We start from the raw sequence: 16,322 nt of genomic DNA on the forward strand, positions 1-16,322 counted from the left end.
CGTTTGCGCATTTATTTTATTGAATTTCCTTTAAGTATGACCTGAATATTGGTAATTTCATTGACCATTTAAACAGTTTGGGAAATTCAGGCGACCGTACTTTCACCCCTTTTTGCATTTTTTATGTCCGATTACTTCAGCAATAAAAAGTTTGACAAGCAAAAGAGGATAGAAAACAGATGAACCTACAAATCAATACATTGTATGAAAACTTTTTTAGACGACAACTTTTTATTGAACACAAAAACGGCTGAAGAGCTGTACCATAATTATTCAAAACATCTGCCGATTATTGATTACCATAATCACCTAATCCCGGAACAGATTGCAAATAATGTCAAGTTTGATAATATTAGTCAGGTTTGGTTACATGGTGATCATTACAAATGGAGGGCCATGCGTGCCAACGGTGTCAACGAACATTATGTGACCGGAGACGCTTCAGATGAAGAAAAATTCATCAAATGGGCAGAAACTGTCCCTTATACCTTGCGTAATCCACTACACCATTGGACACACCTTGAATTACAACGCTATTTTGGCATAACAGATGTATTGTCTCCAAAAACCGCGGCCAAGATCTATGCAGATACCAGTGCTTTACTGCAACAAGATAGTCATTCTGTCCGCGGACTACTCAAGATGATGCATGTTGAAGTCGTTTGCACAACAGACGACCCAATCGATAGTCTGGAATTTCATCAGCAGTTTGCGAAAGAGCGTGAATCATTTAAAATGCTTCCGGCATTTCGTCCGGATAAAGCAATGAATTGCGATGACCTGCCTGCATTGAACCAATACATCAATAAGCTTGAAGAAGTCAGCAATATGCAGATAAGCAGTTTAAGCGACTACCTCAAGGCCTTGAAGGCAAGGCACGACTTCTTTGCGACCAACGGCTGTAAAGTCTCAGATCATGGTTTGGAACAGATCTATGCTGAAGATTACACCGAAACTGAAATCGCATTCATCTTTGATAAAATTCGTGCAGGCAAAGAAATAACTTTTGATGAGAGCCTGAAGTTTAAATCGGCCATGTTAGTCTATTTTGCAGAATGGGATCATGAAAAAGGCTGGGTGCAACAATACCATTTGGGCGCTTTACGTAACAATAACTCCCGCATGCATCGCTTGATCGGTCCTGATACAGGCTGGGACTCCATTGGGGATTTTAGTCAGGGACGTGCATTATCAAAGTTTTTGAATAAATTAGATAACCAAGATAAACTAACCAAGACAATTATCTATAATCTCAATCCAGCCGACAATGAACTTATTGCGACAATGATTGGGAATTTCAATGATGGTTCTATCAAAGGAAAAATTCAGTTTGGTTCAGCTTGGTGGTTTTTGGACCAAAAAGACGGAATGACAAAACAGATTAATACCTTGTCGAATATGGGTTTGTTAAGTCGTCTTGTAGGCATGTTGACCGATTCCAGAAGTTTTCTTTCTTTTCCAAGACATGAATACTTCAGAAGATTGGTCTGTGACATCTTTGGACAGGACATCGAAAAAGGAGAAATACCAAATGATATCGAATGGGTCGGGAAAATCATACAGGATATCAGCTACAATAACGCAAAAGAATATTTTGAATTTTAATAAATGAACATGCAGGGTAAAGTTTTAAGCTTTGGGGAATTGCTGTTACGGATCTGTCCGGATATTGAAGACAATTGGATTGAACAGCACCAATTGCCTTTCTACGTTGGAGGAGCAGAATTAAATGTCGCTACAGCTTTGGCCCTATGGAACGTGCCATCATCCTACTTATCTGCGATACCGCAAAATGCCATTTGTGAAGGTATAGATGTCTATTTGAAACGTAGAAACATAGACACATCGGCGATGCAATGGGGCGGAGAGCGCTTGGGCATTTACTATCTCCCCAAAGGTAAAGATCTAAAAAATGCGGGGGTTATCTACGATCGCGCCAATTCATCTTTTGCAAGCCTCAAAGTCGGCAGTATTGATTGGGACAAAGCCTTGAAGGATGTCAAATGGTTTCATTTTTCAGCTATCTGTCCTGCAATTAGCCAAGATATAGCAGACCTATGCCTGGAGGCGGTAAAAAAAGCACAAGAGAAGGCAATCTTTGTATCATTGGACCTTAATTACCGCGCTAAACTCTGGAAGTATGGAAAGGCACCGAAAGAAATTATGCCCGAAATTGCCCAATATTGCAATTTAATTATGGGCAATATATGGGCCGCGCATCAGATGCTGGGTACACCGCTTGACGAACAATTCTTAACACACACGTCAGGATACACCGAAGAAGAGTTACTCGCGCAAGCAGATCGGACAAGCCGAGAAATCATTGCTTCCAACCCCATGTGCCAGTATGTCGCCAATACCTTCCGTTTTGACCACCATATCAAAGGGATAGAATACTACAGCACATTATTTGATAAAGATCGTTTGATTAAATCCACAACCTATATAGCGGAAGAGATTTTGGATAAAGTAGGAAGTGGCGACTGCTTTATGGCGGGTCTGATTTATGGATTGTATTCCAACCTTTCGCCGCAGGAGACGTTGGAATTTGCAACAAGCGCGGCATTCGATAAACTTTTTATCGCCAGCGATGCAACAACAAGTACAGTGGACGATATTAAAAAGAGATTAACAACATGAATTTAAAAGAGATTGTATTAAATAAAATTATCGAACAAGGAACACTTCCTTTATTCTTCCATCATGATCAGGAAGAAAGTATCGATATTCTACGAACATTATACCGAGCGGGTGTACGCGTTTTTGAATTTACAAATCGTGGCCCCGAGGCGTTGGCTGTTTTTGAGCGCCTTGTTGCAACGAGGGACCTTGAGATGCCAGACCTCTACTTGGGTATTGGCACCATCAAATCGGTGGACGATGCACAACAGTTTCTCCAGGCCGGTGCTGATTTTATTGTGGCACCCTTAGTGAATCCTTTGGTTGGCTCGCTTGTACATGAGCACCATAAGTTGTGGATTCCGGGCTGCATGACACCGACCGAAATCTACACGGCTCAACAGCAACAGGCCGCATTGATAAAATTATTCCCTGCAAATATTTTGGGACCAGCATTTATGTCATCTATTCGGGATCTTTTTAAAGGTCAGAACTTTATACCAACGGGGGGTGTAGACATCGAAATAGAAAATCTAAAAGCATGGTTCAGATCAGGTGTATGTGCGGTAGGTATGGGCAGTAAACTGATTGATCCAAAGGACACCAGCAATTTATTCGAAAATACACAAAAAGCACTTGATCTTGTCTCAAAAGCACGTTAAAAACAATAAAATTGCTTGTATGCCTTCCACGAGCATCGTAAAAGGAAGGCATACAGCGTTCATTATTCGTCATTTGAAGCGATAGGTTCAAGAAAAATAAACAATTAAACCCATTATGATTAATACAGAGAAAAAGGGTAATTACCGTTGGGTAATCTGTGCCCTCCTATTTTTTGCTACCACAATCAATTACTTGGATCGCCAGGTATTATCCTTAACCTGGAAAGATTTTATCAGTCCCGAATTCCACTGGACCAATACGGACTATGGGAACATTACCGCTTTATTTTCTATTTTTTACGCCATCAGCATGCTTTTCGCCGGACGTTTTGTCGATTGGATGGATACAAAAAAAGGTTTTCTATGGGCGATTGCTGTTTGGTCCATTGGTGCCATATTACATGCTTTTTGTGGTATTGCAACCTCAGGAATTGTCGCTGGCGAGTGGTTTGTTGGATTTGAAGACGCAAAAGAAGCCATTTCTCATATGAACAATGCCGGTTTAATCATCAGCGTTAGTGTAAACTTATTTATTTTCGCCCGGTTTGTATTGGCTGTCGGTGAAGCTGGAAATTTCCCAGCTGCCATTAAAGCGACCGCAGAGTATTTTCCAAAGAAAGATCGTGCTTTAGCGACGAGTATCTTCAATTCTGGAGCGACCATTGGCGCCCTAGCAGCACCGCTGACGATACCAGTTATCGCCGCACATTGGGGGTGGGAGATGTCTTTCATCATTATAGGTGCCCTTGGATTTGTCTGGATGGGTTTCTGGATCTTTCTTTATAAAAAACCGCACGAAAATCCAAAAGTAAATGCGGCTGAATTGGCTTACATTCACCAAGATGATCATGAACATCAAACGGAGCAGTCTAGCGTAACAAAACAGCCCAAGACCACCATAGCAGAATGCCTTAAGTACAAACAAACCTGGGCTTTTGTCTTCGGAAAATTCATGACCGACGGCGTCTGGTGGTTCTTCTTATTCTGGATGCCAGCCTATCTATCAGCCGTTTACGACATAAAGTCTTCTGATACAGAAGGGCAATTGGCCATATTTGTTTTATATGCGATCACCATGCTGTCAATTTACGGCGGCTGGTTGCCGACGTATTTTGTGGAGAAAAAGGGAATGAATGCCTATGAAGGTCGAATGAAAGCTATGTTGCTGTTTGCTTTCGTCCCGTTGGTCGTACTCTTTGCACAACCCTTGGGGCATATTTCCTATTGGATCCCCGTTATTTTAATTGGTTTTGCAGGTGCGGCACATCAATCGTGGTCGGCCAATATTTTTTCCACTATTGGCGATTCTTTTCCAAAACGTGCCATTGCCACTGTTACAGGAATCGGCGGGCTTGCGGGCGGTGTAGGAGCCTTTATTATCAATAAAACTTCGGGCTGGCTATTCGACTATGCCAAAGAGACTCAACTTGTCTTTATGGGTTTCAAGGGAGAAGAAGCGGGATATTTTATTATTTTTTCGTTCTGTTCAATCGCATATTTAATTGCATGGATTGTAATGAAAACACTAGTACCTAAACTTATTTTAATAAGAAATTAACAAATATTGTAATATTTACAGTATATTAGCAATATCTTTATAAATATCAATCTAAACCACTTTTAAAAACAATGAGCTTAAACTTAGAAGGTATCTTCTACGAGGAGAAAGACATACCCGCAGAATTTACGCTAGACGAACAGGTCGATCAAAGAGAGTTCCTTTCCAATGGAGAAATGATTTCTTGGACGGGTCAAGTAAACGAAGTATTTTCACCTATCTGTGTAAAGACTAAGGACGGCTTGAAACGTAAGCGCATCGGTAGTTTCCCTGTTTGTACTGAAAAAGAGTCCATGGAAGCCTTGGAAGCTGCTGTAAAAGCATACGACAATGGCCGTGGAGAATGGCCGACAATGAGCGTTGCCGATCGTATTACTTGTGTTGAAAATTTCACACAAAAGATGATTGCCAAGAAGGACATTGTTGTCAAGCTTATTATGTGGGAAATTGGCAAATCCTATGCTGACTCTGTTAAGGAGTTTGACCGTACGGTAGAGTATATCTACGCAACGATCGACGCATTGAAAGATATTGACCGCGATTCTTCCCGTTTTCAGATCGAACAAGGTATTATAGCCCAAATCAGAAGATCTCCACTAGGAGTTGTTTTATGTATGGGACCATTCAACTATCCATTGAATGAAACCTTCACAACGTTGATCCCTGCTTTGATCATGGGGAACACGATGTTGTTCAAACCACCTAAACATGGTACATTATTACATTACCCTTTATTAGAGGCTTTCAAAACAAGCTTCCCGAAAGGCGTTGTCAATACAATTTATGGTCGTGGAAACAAGATCGTTCCAAGTCTTATGCAGTCTGGAAAGATCAATGTGTTGACGTTGATCGGTTCAAGCCGTGTTGCTGACGAACTTAAGAAATTACATCCTAAAGTTAACCGTCTACGCGCAATTCTTGGTCTTGACGCAAAAAATGCGGCAATCATCACGAAGGATGCCGATTTAAATCTTGCTGTTTCTGAAACCGTACTGGGTTCTCTTTCATTCAATGGCCAACGCTGTACCGCACTTAAAATTATCTATGTACACCGCAGCTTGGCACAAGAGTTCCTAAAACGTCTTTCTGCGGAAGTTGCTAAACTAAAGTATGGTATGCCTTGGGAAAAAGGCGTGTCTTTGACACCTCTTCCAGAGGTTAACAAACCAGCTTATCTGACGGAATGTATCGAAGATGCAAAAGCGTATGGTGCAAAGGTGATTAACGAAAATGGTGGACAAGTAGCAGAATCTTTCTTCTACCCAGCGATCGTTTATCCGGTCAATTCTCAAATGAAACTTTACAGAGAGGAACAATTTGGTCCAGTTATCCCTGTTGTGCCATTTGATGACCTTGAGGAACCTATCGAGTACCTGATCGGCTCTTCGCATGGACAACAGGTCAGTATCTTTAGTAACAATGCGGCTGTTGTGTCGTCTTTAATCGATCCATTGGTCAATCAGGTAAGTCGTGTCAATATCAACTGCCAATGTCAACGTGGTCCAGATACCTTCCCTTTCACCGGAAGAAAAGATAGCGCTGAGGGAACATTATCCGTTGTGGATGCTTTGCGTTCATTCTCGATACGATCGCTGGTCGCGGCAAAGTTCACCGATGAAAACAAGAAATTGTTGAATGACATTGTTAGTGAAAATGAATCGAACTTTTTAAGTACCAAATACATTTTCTAATAGCATTATCTCTAAAAAAAGCGACACCGCAGGATGATTTTAGATCATCTCGCGGTGTCGCTTTTTTTAGAAAATTCAAGGGCCTATAGCGCTCTTTCTTTCTCCTCATTACTTGTATCTTTCTTACGATAGTTGTTTTTTAAATTTCCGAATTTATACGAATAGGTCAATCGAACCACGCGACGATCTTGGTATTGCCTGATACTGGAGTCAAAATCGCCGAAATTGGTTTTCAGATTCTGATTCCCTGTATTAAACAAGTCGCTCACCGCCAGCTTCAACGAACTACGTTGATCTTTAAATGTCTTGGTCGCTCCTACCTCCATATCCCAACGGGCCTTCATATCGTATACATTATAGTTGAACGGCGAGAAATACCTCAAATTGACATTAGCGGACAGACTTTTCGCCAGTTTTAAATTGTGCATCGATGTAGCCTGCAAAAGAAAGGAGGTCCTTTTCAGCGGATAACCACTCACCATGCCATCAAAGTTAAAGTGGATGCCTGTAATATTGTTATTCATGCTCCAAATCTTGGATACCGTAACCGGGATGTTCAGATTCAGATAAGCCGTCAAATTTTTACCTAAATTTTCACGTATAACCCACGTTTGTTTTAGCACCGAATCTTGCCCCATGCTCTCTACAATCGCATCCCGCACATCGTTAATACCCAATGTCACATTATAACGTTGCATCAAGGTATAGTTTAGGGTGAATTCATTGGAAAATTGCGGATTCAGATAAGGATTACCACGTTCAAAGGTTAGTTTATCAATAAAATAATCAAAAGGATTCAACTGTCGGTAATTAGGACGCGTGATCTTCCTTGCGTAACCTAAGGAAAGGATATGATTCTCATGGAGTGTATACGTCAGATTTGCATTCGGAAAAAGTTTAAAGTAATTCCGTTTCACTTGCTTATTTAAGGTCAACGAGTTCCCGTCAGAAAATGTATATTCTCCCCTCGCGCCGACCTTCAGGCCCCATTTCCCTATGGTATTATTATAGTCTATATATCCAGCGGCGATCTGCTCCTTATACACAAAATGATTCGTACGCTTTTCATTATTAATCCAGGAATTGTTCAAAAAGTCTTCAAAGGTTAAATCGTTATCCGACGTAACGTTAGAATATTTAGCCCCCATCTCAAGCTTGGAGACCTTCGATAACGGTTGTTCATAATCCAGTTTGGCGACATAGATATCGATTCCGATAGGCATTCTACTGCGTTGGATCTCTTCGGGCGTAATCGCATCCATCTGACCATCAAAATATTGGTTATTATAACCTACGCGTTTGCTGCTTTTGAATTTACTCCAATCCAGGTCAAGGGTAAGTTTTCTGCCATTCGAATCAATTCTAAACTCATTGTTTAAATTAGCGGAGTAACGATCAAATAATTCTTTGAATTGCGATGTTGAAATCAAAAGCGAATCCAATGTTGTAAAAGACTTTCCTACATTGGTTTTACTATCGTTATCGTTGTATTCGATATTATTCGATCCATTAAACTGCAGGGTTAAGGTGTTTCTGGCCGATGTCCTTTGCTCAACACCGAAGCGATAGGAATGGTTCTGTTCCTTTTCGTCCAATATCGACCTTTGTTTAAAATAGGTCTTTTCACCTTTATTCTGAATAACACGATCAAGCAGAAGCTTCCGGTGGCTTTTCTCATCCGAATACGCATACGATCCAAATACTGTCGTATTGTTCTTCTTATAGTTTAAGGATAAGGAGCTATTCCCTCTGAATTTTTCTCCCCTCCCTGCCGTCATGTTAAAGGTTCCGTTAAAACCTTCCATCCGATTTTTTTTGAGTACAATATTAATTGTACCCACTGCCCCCTCAGCGTCATCTTTTGCTGCACGCGTAGTAATCACTTCGACGGACTTAATCTGATTGCCATCCGTACTCTTCAAAAAATTCACCAACTGTTCACCGGACATATAGGTCTGCCGACCATCAATGGTCACGGATACACCAGATTGCCCCATCAACTGTAGGTTATTATTGTTATCTAAACTCACTCCAGGAGCCCGCTGTACAATATCTAAGGCATTATTCCCTGCGGCCAAAGGCGAATTTTCCACATTTAAAACCAGTTTACCAGGCTTGCTTTCAACCATCGGCCGCTTACCCTCTACGGCGACCTCTTGCAATTTTCGTGTATCCGTGTTCAGCAGGATCGCCGGGACCTTGTGGTCTGATTTGCTGATATCAAAAACATTGCTCTTATTGGTGGTATACCCGACCATTTTCGCCTCGACATAATAACTTCCAGCTTGTATATCCGAAAATTGGTATTCTCCATTTTCATCAGTAACAACGGCTTTCAGAATGACAGTCGTCTTTGCCTTCATCAGATAAGCAGTTGCCGAGGCCAAAGGCACATTATTTTCCACATGTACTTTGCCTGTAACTTTCACTTGCGCATAGGCAAATGAAGTAATTAAAAAATTTAAGAGTAAGAGGTAAAAATATCTTTTCATTCGTTTATAAATAGGTGTAATAGCATTTACTTTTAATGGTATTAAATAGGCTTATAACACGAAGGTCAGTACTGATTTTCGATTGGTTATAGCGGTAATAATTTGTCTTCCGCCTGAAGGCGGAAGACTTGGTTTATGTTATTTCTTTTTTGTCTCTATGGTAACACCATCTTTTTTGAGATTAATAATGGTATCCCGACGGATGACAACAGACGTATCATGTGCAACTACCTCATTCCTCTCGGTATCTGTTTCTTCACTGTCATCTGGCTTTTCGGGCGGCAAGGCACATTTCAACCCGAGTGATGTGACCACAAACTCGACGTCTTTTACATCATTTAAATCTTCCTTATAGCGATCTCTGCACTCGTAGAATGATATATCTCTTAATTTATCTTCCAGACGAGCATTAATGACCAATTTTGTGCCCACAGGCAGGAATAAAGTAATATTAACTTCTTGATCCCGATAAAGTTCGCCTTCATTCAATTGAAACGCGTTGTCAAATGTTAATGACGTACTATCTTGTCTCAACGCATAATTAATTTTACCCGCTCTGTCTGTTGCAACTTTATAAGAATTTCCTTTAGCCGAATACTCATACCGTACATAAGGTTCCTGTAGGGAGTCGATACGTTCGACACGGATACGAATATTACGTCGCAGATAGGTCGAAAGGTTTTCATTCCTGATCCCCAAACCGCTTTTTACGCCATTTTTTAAGCGGATTACCCGAATATCATTTTCATTTAAGTAATAAACAGCTTGTTTTTGCAGTGGCTTCTCTTCAACAATCGTACTAGACTCTTTGAATTCCTTTGCTACCGATGTAGCGTAGTAGATGATACCGCCTATCGATGCCAACCAGACTAAAAACAAGGTGGTTGTCAAATAGTTGTTCATTGGTTTTTTCTCGAAGAGAACACGGAGAAGCAAATAGAACAAGCCGGCGAAAGGGATAAAAATGGCCAAGAAACCCGCGATCAAAGCGAAAGGTACATCGCTCGGATTCATGAGGTAGAAAGGACCAGAATCGTCCATGACGTCAGGAATTACGTTCACAATAGCCAGTGCAAAGAAGATAAGTCCAATGATCAATCCGATGAGCGTTAACCCGACGATAATAACAAAGAATACGCCGATAACTTTCACAAAGACCTGCAATAATTTAGCAACACCATCTCCGGTGCGGTCCATTCCCCTCGAGAACGAGTCCCTTACCCCGCTCATTTCTTCATCAAAAGAACGTTTGAAGTTCTGAATATTCGGTGCTTCACCACGCATTTCCATCTTATCTGCACGGGTTACAGCGAGCGGCATTACGATCCATAGGATAACATAGACCAATACGCCCGATCCACCGATCACAACAAATAAAGCAAAGAGTAAGCGTACCCATTTCGCCTCAATACCAAAAAAGTGCCCCAATCCACTACATACTCCACTGAAAACTTTGTCATCGTGATCGCGCATCAGCTTCTTCCCTACTTTAAAACCATCTGCATTTGGCTGGCGCTGAAAAGACGCATAACCATCCTGATCCTCAGACTCGAAATCGCTGACGCTCCCCATTTGCTCGATAACGGCATTAACATCGTCCATATTCAGAACTTCTTTGCTGCCAGCCTGAATCTTCTCGGTAAACATTTCAGAAATACGATTTTCGATGTCCTCCAAAATCTCCTTACTATCTTCCGATTGTCCAAAGTGCTTCTTTATATCAATCATGTAGGAGCGAAGCACCTCATAAGCATCCTCTTCAATATGGAAGACGATACTATTTATGTTGATAATTATTGTCTTATTCATCGTTATTATCTTTAACTGGTTTAGTTGAATCATTGTTTCTACCCACCAATGACGTGTTTACAGCAAACACGAGCTCATTCCAGGTAACATCTAGTCGCGAAAGGACTTCTAACCCTTCTTGGGTAATTTCATAATATTTTCTAGGCGGACCTGAAGTTGACTCCTTCCATATATAGCTTAACAGTCCATTGTTTTTTAGACGTGTTAGAAGCGGATATAAGGTTCCTTCCACAACCAATAATTGAGCTTTCTTCAGTTCGCTGATAATATCGGAGGCATAAATTTCTCCTCGAGAAATTATGGATAGGATACAATATTCAAGTATCCCCTTCCTCATTTGGATTTGTGTATTTTCAGCTATCATAACAATACAAAGATATATGTATTTTATGGTACCATGCAATACATAGTACCATATAAAACAAAACAACATAACTAAACAACTGATTTACAGTGAAATAATTTTTAAATAAATAATATTTTTATTTCTATCAGGAAATTTTTGGATATTTATCGCCATGATTAAAATCTTATTAGACTATAAGTGGTGTTTTATTTGGGCCATAATAGTTATTGTTTTATGCACCCTCCCGGGCAATAATTTTGATGCAGTTCCCGCCTATCCAGGTATGGATAAATTAGTCCATTGTGGGATGTTCTTTGTTTTCTGTACATTGCTATACAACGGTGTAATCCAGCAATTCCACGGTAAACCGACCCGTTGGCTTCCAATCTTTGTCGTTTCCATCCTTGGTTTTTTATTTGCAGGACTGACAGAGTTACTTCAGCTTTATATTTTTACGTATCGCAGCGGTGACTGGTGGGATTTATTTGCAGACAGCATCGGAATCGGCATGGCAGGATTTGCCTATCTCCTAAACTATGTCAACCGACGTCGCAAATAACGTGTTGAATTCGTTTTGACCTGGTCATTACTATTGAAGGCATGGCCTGCTCGTAATAGTGGTTACCGTAATTATTGAATTCGCTTTATCCGGACGGAGAAGGATATAAGTTATGGGATAGACTTTCGAACTAGGCTCTTGCCAGCGTAGCAACAGATACCCTGCAATCAACTGCATCTAAGAGTGTCAATGCTGCTGAAACAACCGTTGCTCCCGTGGTCAATACATCGTCAACCACAAGGATATGTACGTTAGCCGGCAACATAGTGCCTTTGTAATCGAAAATATCACTTACATTGTCGTACCGGTCGATCCGCCCCTTACCCGTTTGGCTCATTGTCGCTTTCTTCCTGACTAAAATATCTTCCCGCAAGGGGATTCCCATTGCTCTGGACAACCCTCTTCCGAAGTAAGTGGATTGGTTGTAGCCTCTTTTTCGGAATTTGCTACGGTGCAATGGCACAGGAACAATACAATTGATATCCTGATAGGCCTTTGTTTTGATTAATTTTAAGCCGTATAGATAACCAAAATATTCTGCAAGAAAAGGTTGGTTGTTGTATTTAATCTGATAAATGAGGCGCTCTACGCGACTATCCTTTTGCAATAATAAGAATGAACAGGCCTCTTCCACCGGAGCTTTCCCCCAGAGCTGTCGTGCGGTATCATTATCCGAATATTCGTGAAAGTTAGTATAGGGTAAATGGAAATCGCATGCTGTACAGACAAACTTTTCCTGATATTTTAGCACACAGCCGCAACAGCCACATTCCCTTGGAAAAAATATGGCTATAAAATCGCTAAACACCTTATTTAATTCGGATTTCATCTGGTTAATTCCCCTATTAAAGATAGGAACTATCCTTCAGATTATGCTTCGGATTCCTCTTTTTCCTTATCCTTGATTGCTAACTGTCCGCAGGCTGCATCGATATCTTTACCACGGCTACGTCTCACATTCGTGATGATACCTTGGCTTTTTAAATAATTTGCAAATACCTCGATTTTATCTGCTTCAGCATTCAGGAAATCGGCCAATGCGATAGGGTTGTATTCAATCAGGTTGACCTTACAAGGAACGTGTTTACAGAACTTGGCCAGTTCTTTTGCATCCTCCAGCTCATCATTGAAATTGTTAAAGACAATATATTCAAATGTAATGGGGTTCTTTGTTTTCGCATAAAAATATTTGAGTGCTTCGGCCAGTGCCTTTAGTGAGTTCTGCTCATTGATAGGCATAATTTCATTCCGTTTTTTGTCATTTGCCGCATGCAAAGAAAGTGCTAGGTTAAAACGTACCTGATCATCACCCAATTTCTTAATCATTTTTGCGATACCCGCTGTGGACACCGTGATCCGCTTGGCGGCCATATTCAATCCATCCGGCGCTGTAATGCGCTCAACAGACTTCATCATATTGGCATAATTCAACAAGGGCTCGCCCATCCCCATATAAACGATATTTGTCAGTGGCTGCCCATAGTGCTCTTCGGCTTGCTTGCTGATAAGAACGACTTGATCATAGATCTCATCGGCATTGAGGTTACGTTTACGGTCCATATAACCTGTTGCACAGAACTTACAGGTTAAGCTACAGCCCACCTGTGAGCTGACACAAGCGGTCATTCGTTCCGGAGCAGGTATTAACACCCCTTCAATGATGTTGTTGTCATAGAGCCAAAAACTACTTTTAATTGTTTTATCTGAACTGATCTGAGATTCTTTGACTGTAACTGCATTGATCGTAAAATTCGCTTTCAGCTTCTCACGAAGGGGCTTACTCAAATTACTCATCTGATCAAAATCTACGCAAGATTTCACCCAAATCCATTCATAAATCTGCTTCGCACGAAAGCCCTGCTCCCCCAACGCGGTAAGTTGATCTTTGATCTGATCCAAAGACAAACTCCTGATATCTATTATTTTACTTTTTTCAATCACGGTACAAAGATAAGAATAAATAAGTGACAAAAAATCCCGTTCTAAGAAATAGAACGGGACAACTGTTATGTATGTGTTTTAAAATAGGTAGGAGCGAGGTTCAATTAGCCATGAATGGCTTCCTTACTTCCGTACGACTGAATTAGCTTCCCTTCAAATTCCAACCACTCCTTCCAACGCTTTTCTACGTCGACGTCTACGGAATATTTGCGTGCAAAATTTAAAAATGTGGTATAATGATTTGCCTCAGACACCATTAAATCATAGTAAAACTTCGCAAGATCTTTATCTTGAATATTTTGTGAAAGTACTCTAAAACGTTCGCAGCTACGGGCTTCGATCATCGCCGCAAACAATAAACGGTCAATAAAAGCCATATTTCTACTGCCGTCTTTTTTAGAGAATTTCATCAATTGACCGACATAATCATCTTTTCGTTCACGACCCAAGGTATAACCACGTTCTTTGATGATATCAATAACCATCTTAAAATGTTCCATTTCTTCGATTGCGATTGCTGTCAGCTCATGCACCAAATCTTCGTGTTCTGAGTTGTTGGTAATTAAGGATATGGCATTTGAAGCAGCCTTTTGTTCACACCAGGCATGATCTGTCAAAATCTCTTCTAAATTTCCTTCTGCAATGTTTGCCCATCGCGGATCTGTCAACAACTTTAATCCAAGCATCTTACTCTCTAAAATGATTTACGACACAAAGGTAGCGAATATCTGAGCGTTAAAAAAATGATAATCGCTCTTTAGGCATCTTTATGAAGAGCCTTTCGAATTTCAGGTGCTATTTTCTCACCAAAAATCTCTATAGAACGCAGCATTTCTTTATGCCCAGGGGCGCCCACATCCATATGTGCAGAGAAGCGTGTCAATCCAAATTTCTCCTGTATTTGCAATATTTTATCTACGGCATAAGCAGCATCCCCAACAATAAGGTGTCCTCTGGAAGATCTTCCGAAGTCATATTGTGTGCGTTGGTATGGCGGCCATCCACGACTTGCACCGATACGATCCATCTGTGCCGAATAAATCGGATAATAGTAGTCTGCTACCTGCGCGTTGTTATCGCCAAAGAACGCATGCATATGTACCCCGACCTGAAAATTAGCCATATCATGCCCATTATCCTCATATGCTTGACGGTACATGTCAAATAAATGATCGAAGCTTTCATACATCCCGCCGATGATGGCAAACATAACCGGTAAGCCCAACTTTCCGGCACGGATCACAGAAGATGTTGTGCCACCTACTGCAACCCAAATCGGTAGTGATCCATTTTTAGGTCTTGGGAAAACTTCCTGATTGATTAATGGTGCTCTAAAATTACCGCGCCAAGTAATTGGATTTTGCTTGTTCAGACGAAGCAAAAGCTCTAGTTTTTCCTCAAACAACTCGGAATAATCTTTTAGATCATAACCAAATAAAGGGAAAGATTCAATGAAGGATCCTCTTCCTGCCATGAGCTCAGCACGTCCATCGGATAAAAGATCGACGGCTGCGAAATCCTGAAATAATTTAACCGGATCGGCAGAACTTAATACCGAAACTGCACTGCCCAATTTAATATTTTTGGTAACGGTAGAAGCCGCAGCCAAGATAATTTCGGGTGCTGCAACCGCATAATCTGCACGGTGATGCTCCCCTATTCCAAAGAAATCCAATCCTACTTGATCCATAAGCTTGATCTCTTCAATAATTTCTTTCATTCTATCTTGTGCTGCCTGGATTTGACCTGTAACAGGATCTATCCTCGAGTCGCCAAACATTCCTATTCCTAATTCCATTTTTATCTATTTTATAAGTCATTCAAAAGTAACACCTTCTTTCCCTGAATTATTTGATCTAGGATAAGAAAATGATACCGCACCATACCCTGGATCACAAAAAAATAAAGAGCTGTCTATTTGGTCGCTTACTTGATCTGGCCATCAACAAAGTTATACTAGGCTCCTCGGCTAAAAGAGTGCAACAGTATTCTTCGCGACCTGGTCTGCATTGCCACTAAAATGATGCCCGCCGGAGAGGTATTTTTTTGTAAAATTCTTAAGTGTTATCTTCTGTATCGGGAAATCAGCTTCATCATCACCAAGAATAACGCCCGTTTTGACTGCACCCATTCGATTGATTTCCGCGATCACGTCAAGACTCCGTTTTGTATTACTCCGACCCAAAATATCCGCTATATGGATCTCCAAATCTGTTGACACAGATGGTTCCAGCAGGACAACACTCTTTAGGTTCTTCTTAATGACGGGATCCAGGCGATTAATAATAAAAGGAACCGCGTCTGCGCCAAATGAATACCCCACTACAAAAAGATGTATATTTTGCCGTGCTAAGAGTATGTTTTTCAGTGTATTCGAAACATCGGCAGCAATCTCACTCGGGCTTTTCTTCTTCCAGAAATAGGTTTTCGAATCGATCGCTGCCACAGTATATCCTACTCCAGCAATCAGCTCACAAAGCTTGTTAGAGAATGAATTAAATCCACCATCGCCACTCAGATAGAGAACCAAAGGTAATGCAGCTTTATTGTTCCAATATTTCATGTCAATCAAACGCTGTTGTGCAAACGCATGAAACGCCATGCCAGCAATTATTAATAAGGTAGCTATTTTTTTCATCTGTACA

At 40.8% G+C, this 16,322-nt stretch carries 14 protein-coding genes; 6 read left to right on the forward strand and 8 right to left on the reverse strand.

Going from position 1 to position 16,322, the window contains the following annotated elements:
• Positions 1-204: 204 nt before the first annotated feature.
• The 5 genes from uxaC to B3E92_RS18115 all read left to right on the forward strand — a co-directional run bounded on the left by uxaC (position 205) and on the right by B3E92_RS18115 (position 6,530).
• Positions 205-1,605, forward strand: a complete 1,401-nt coding sequence (gene uxaC / locus B3E92_RS18095; protein WP_070561475.1) for a glucuronate isomerase — start codon at positions 205-207, stop codon at positions 1,603-1,605.
• Positions 1,606-1,614: 9 nt separating this feature from the next.
• Complete coding sequence (locus B3E92_RS18100) at positions 1,615-2,640, forward strand: sugar kinase (RefSeq protein ID WP_286897818.1); 1,026 nt, start codon at positions 1,615-1,617, stop codon at positions 2,638-2,640.
• Complete coding sequence (locus tag B3E92_RS18105; protein WP_070561479.1) at positions 2,637-3,281, forward strand: bifunctional 4-hydroxy-2-oxoglutarate aldolase/2-dehydro-3-deoxy-phosphogluconate aldolase; 645 nt, start codon at positions 2,637-2,639, stop codon at positions 3,279-3,281. The genes B3E92_RS18100 and B3E92_RS18105 overlap by 4 nt, the downstream gene beginning before the upstream one ends.
• Positions 3,282-3,396: 115 nt before the next feature.
• Complete coding sequence (locus B3E92_RS18110) at positions 3,397-4,839, forward strand: MFS transporter (protein WP_376781282.1); 1,443 nt, start codon at positions 3,397-3,399, stop codon at positions 4,837-4,839.
• A gap of 71 nt (positions 4,840-4,910) precedes the next feature.
• The gene (locus B3E92_RS18115) at positions 4,911-6,530 is read left to right on the forward strand and encodes an NADP-dependent glyceraldehyde-3-phosphate dehydrogenase (RefSeq protein ID WP_204990872.1); all 1,620 of its coding nucleotides are present in this window, start codon (positions 4,911-4,913) and stop codon (positions 6,528-6,530) included.
• 83 nt (positions 6,531-6,613) lie between these two features.
• On the opposite strand, the gene B3E92_RS18120 is transcribed toward B3E92_RS18115, so the two are convergent.
• From B3E92_RS18120 to B3E92_RS18130, 3 genes are all read right to left on the reverse strand, one after another.
• A complete protein-coding gene (locus tag B3E92_RS18120; protein ID WP_286897819.1) occupies positions 6,614-9,022 on the reverse strand; it encodes an outer membrane beta-barrel family protein in 2,409 nt (802 codons plus the stop codon).
• 138 nt (positions 9,023-9,160) lie between these two features.
• Positions 9,161-10,831, reverse strand: a complete 1,671-nt coding sequence (locus B3E92_RS18125) for a PspC domain-containing protein (protein ID WP_286897821.1) — start codon at positions 10,829-10,831, stop codon at positions 9,161-9,163.
• Positions 10,824-11,195 (reverse strand): PadR family transcriptional regulator, encoded by a 372-nt coding sequence (locus tag B3E92_RS18130; protein ID WP_046673104.1) that lies wholly within the window; start codon positions 11,193-11,195, stop codon positions 10,824-10,826. Before B3E92_RS18130 ends, B3E92_RS18125 begins: the two co-directional genes overlap by 8 nt.
• A gap of 154 nt (positions 11,196-11,349) precedes the next feature.
• Between B3E92_RS18130 and B3E92_RS18135 the strand changes: the two genes are divergently transcribed.
• The gene (locus B3E92_RS18135) at positions 11,350-11,736 is read left to right on the forward strand and encodes a VanZ family protein (RefSeq protein WP_083295776.1); all 387 of its coding nucleotides are present in this window, start codon (positions 11,350-11,352) and stop codon (positions 11,734-11,736) included.
• 130 nt (positions 11,737-11,866) lie between these two features.
• On the opposite strand, the gene B3E92_RS18140 is transcribed toward B3E92_RS18135, so the two are convergent.
• From B3E92_RS18140 to B3E92_RS18160, 5 genes are all read right to left on the reverse strand, one after another.
• Positions 11,867-12,565: a ComF family protein gene (locus tag B3E92_RS18140; protein ID WP_112375087.1), complete on the reverse strand. Its 699-nt coding sequence runs from the start codon at positions 12,563-12,565 to the stop codon at positions 11,867-11,869.
• 41 nt (positions 12,566-12,606) lie between these two features.
• Positions 12,607-13,707 carry a 23S rRNA (adenine(2503)-C(2))-methyltransferase RlmN gene (rlmN, locus tag B3E92_RS18145; RefSeq protein WP_376781281.1) on the reverse strand — a complete coding sequence of 367 codons (1,101 nt, stop codon included), beginning with the start codon at positions 13,705-13,707 and terminating at the stop codon, positions 12,607-12,609.
• A gap of 74 nt (positions 13,708-13,781) precedes the next feature.
• Positions 13,782-14,363: a tRNA-(ms[2]io[6]A)-hydroxylase gene (locus tag B3E92_RS18150; protein ID WP_046673102.1), complete on the reverse strand. Its 582-nt coding sequence runs from the start codon at positions 14,361-14,363 to the stop codon at positions 13,782-13,784.
• A 71-nt stretch (positions 14,364-14,434) separates the two neighbouring features.
• On the reverse strand, positions 14,435-15,475 hold the full coding sequence (locus tag B3E92_RS18155) for an Atu2307/SP_0267 family LLM class monooxygenase (protein ID WP_201639991.1): 1,041 nt from the start codon (positions 15,473-15,475) through the stop codon (positions 14,435-14,437).
• 171 nt (positions 15,476-15,646) lie between these two features.
• Positions 15,647-16,315 carry an AcvB/VirJ family lysyl-phosphatidylglycerol hydrolase gene (locus B3E92_RS18160; protein WP_112375090.1) on the reverse strand — a complete coding sequence of 223 codons (669 nt, stop codon included), beginning with the start codon at positions 16,313-16,315 and terminating at the stop codon, positions 15,647-15,649.
• Between the last annotated feature and the right edge of the window lie 7 nt (positions 16,316-16,322).

Origin of the sequence: Sphingobacterium sp. UBA6317, assembly GCF_002440385.1 — a bacterium.
GTDB classification, from domain to species: domain Bacteria; phylum Bacteroidota; class Bacteroidia; order Sphingobacteriales; family Sphingobacteriaceae; genus Sphingobacterium; species Sphingobacterium multivorum.

What these genes read in the sequence shown, in the direction of transcription:
- B3E92_RS18155 (WP_201639991.1), bottom strand. Translation starts at nt 15,475, where the DNA reads ATGGAATTAGGAATAGGAATGTTTGGCGACTCGAGGATAGATCCTGTT.
- B3E92_RS18135 (WP_083295776.1), top strand. Translation starts at nt 11,350, where the DNA reads ATGATTAAAATCTTATTAGACTATAAGTGGTGTTTTATTTGGGCCATA.
- B3E92_RS18100 (WP_286897818.1), top strand. Translation starts at nt 1,615, where the DNA reads ATGCAGGGTAAAGTTTTAAGCTTTGGGGAATTGCTGTTACGGATCTGT.
- B3E92_RS18115 (WP_204990872.1), top strand. Translation starts at nt 4,911, where the DNA reads ATGAGCTTAAACTTAGAAGGTATCTTCTACGAGGAGAAAGACATACCC.
- B3E92_RS18120 (WP_286897819.1), bottom strand. Translation starts at nt 9,022, where the DNA reads ATGAAAAGATATTTTTACCTCTTACTCTTAAATTTTTTAATTACTTCA.
- B3E92_RS18160 (WP_112375090.1), bottom strand. Translation starts at nt 16,315, where the DNA reads ATGAAAAAAATAGCTACCTTATTAATAATTGCTGGCATGGCGTTTCAT.
- B3E92_RS18150 (WP_046673102.1), bottom strand. Translation starts at nt 14,363, where the DNA reads ATGCTTGGATTAAAGTTGTTGACAGATCCGCGATGGGCAAACATTGCA.
- B3E92_RS18105 (WP_070561479.1), top strand. Translation starts at nt 2,637, where the DNA reads ATGAATTTAAAAGAGATTGTATTAAATAAAATTATCGAACAAGGAACA.
- uxaC (WP_070561475.1), top strand. Translation starts at nt 205, where the DNA reads ATGAAAACTTTTTTAGACGACAACTTTTTATTGAACACAAAAACGGCT.
- B3E92_RS18125 (WP_286897821.1), bottom strand. Translation starts at nt 10,831, where the DNA reads ATGAATAAGACAATAATTATCAACATAAATAGTATCGTCTTCCATATT.
- B3E92_RS18130 (WP_046673104.1), bottom strand. Translation starts at nt 11,195, where the DNA reads ATGATAGCTGAAAATACACAAATCCAAATGAGGAAGGGGATACTTGAA.
- B3E92_RS18110 (WP_376781282.1), top strand. Translation starts at nt 3,397, where the DNA reads ATGATTAATACAGAGAAAAAGGGTAATTACCGTTGGGTAATCTGTGCC.
- B3E92_RS18140 (WP_112375087.1), bottom strand. Translation starts at nt 12,565, where the DNA reads ATGAAATCCGAATTAAATAAGGTGTTTAGCGATTTTATAGCCATATTT.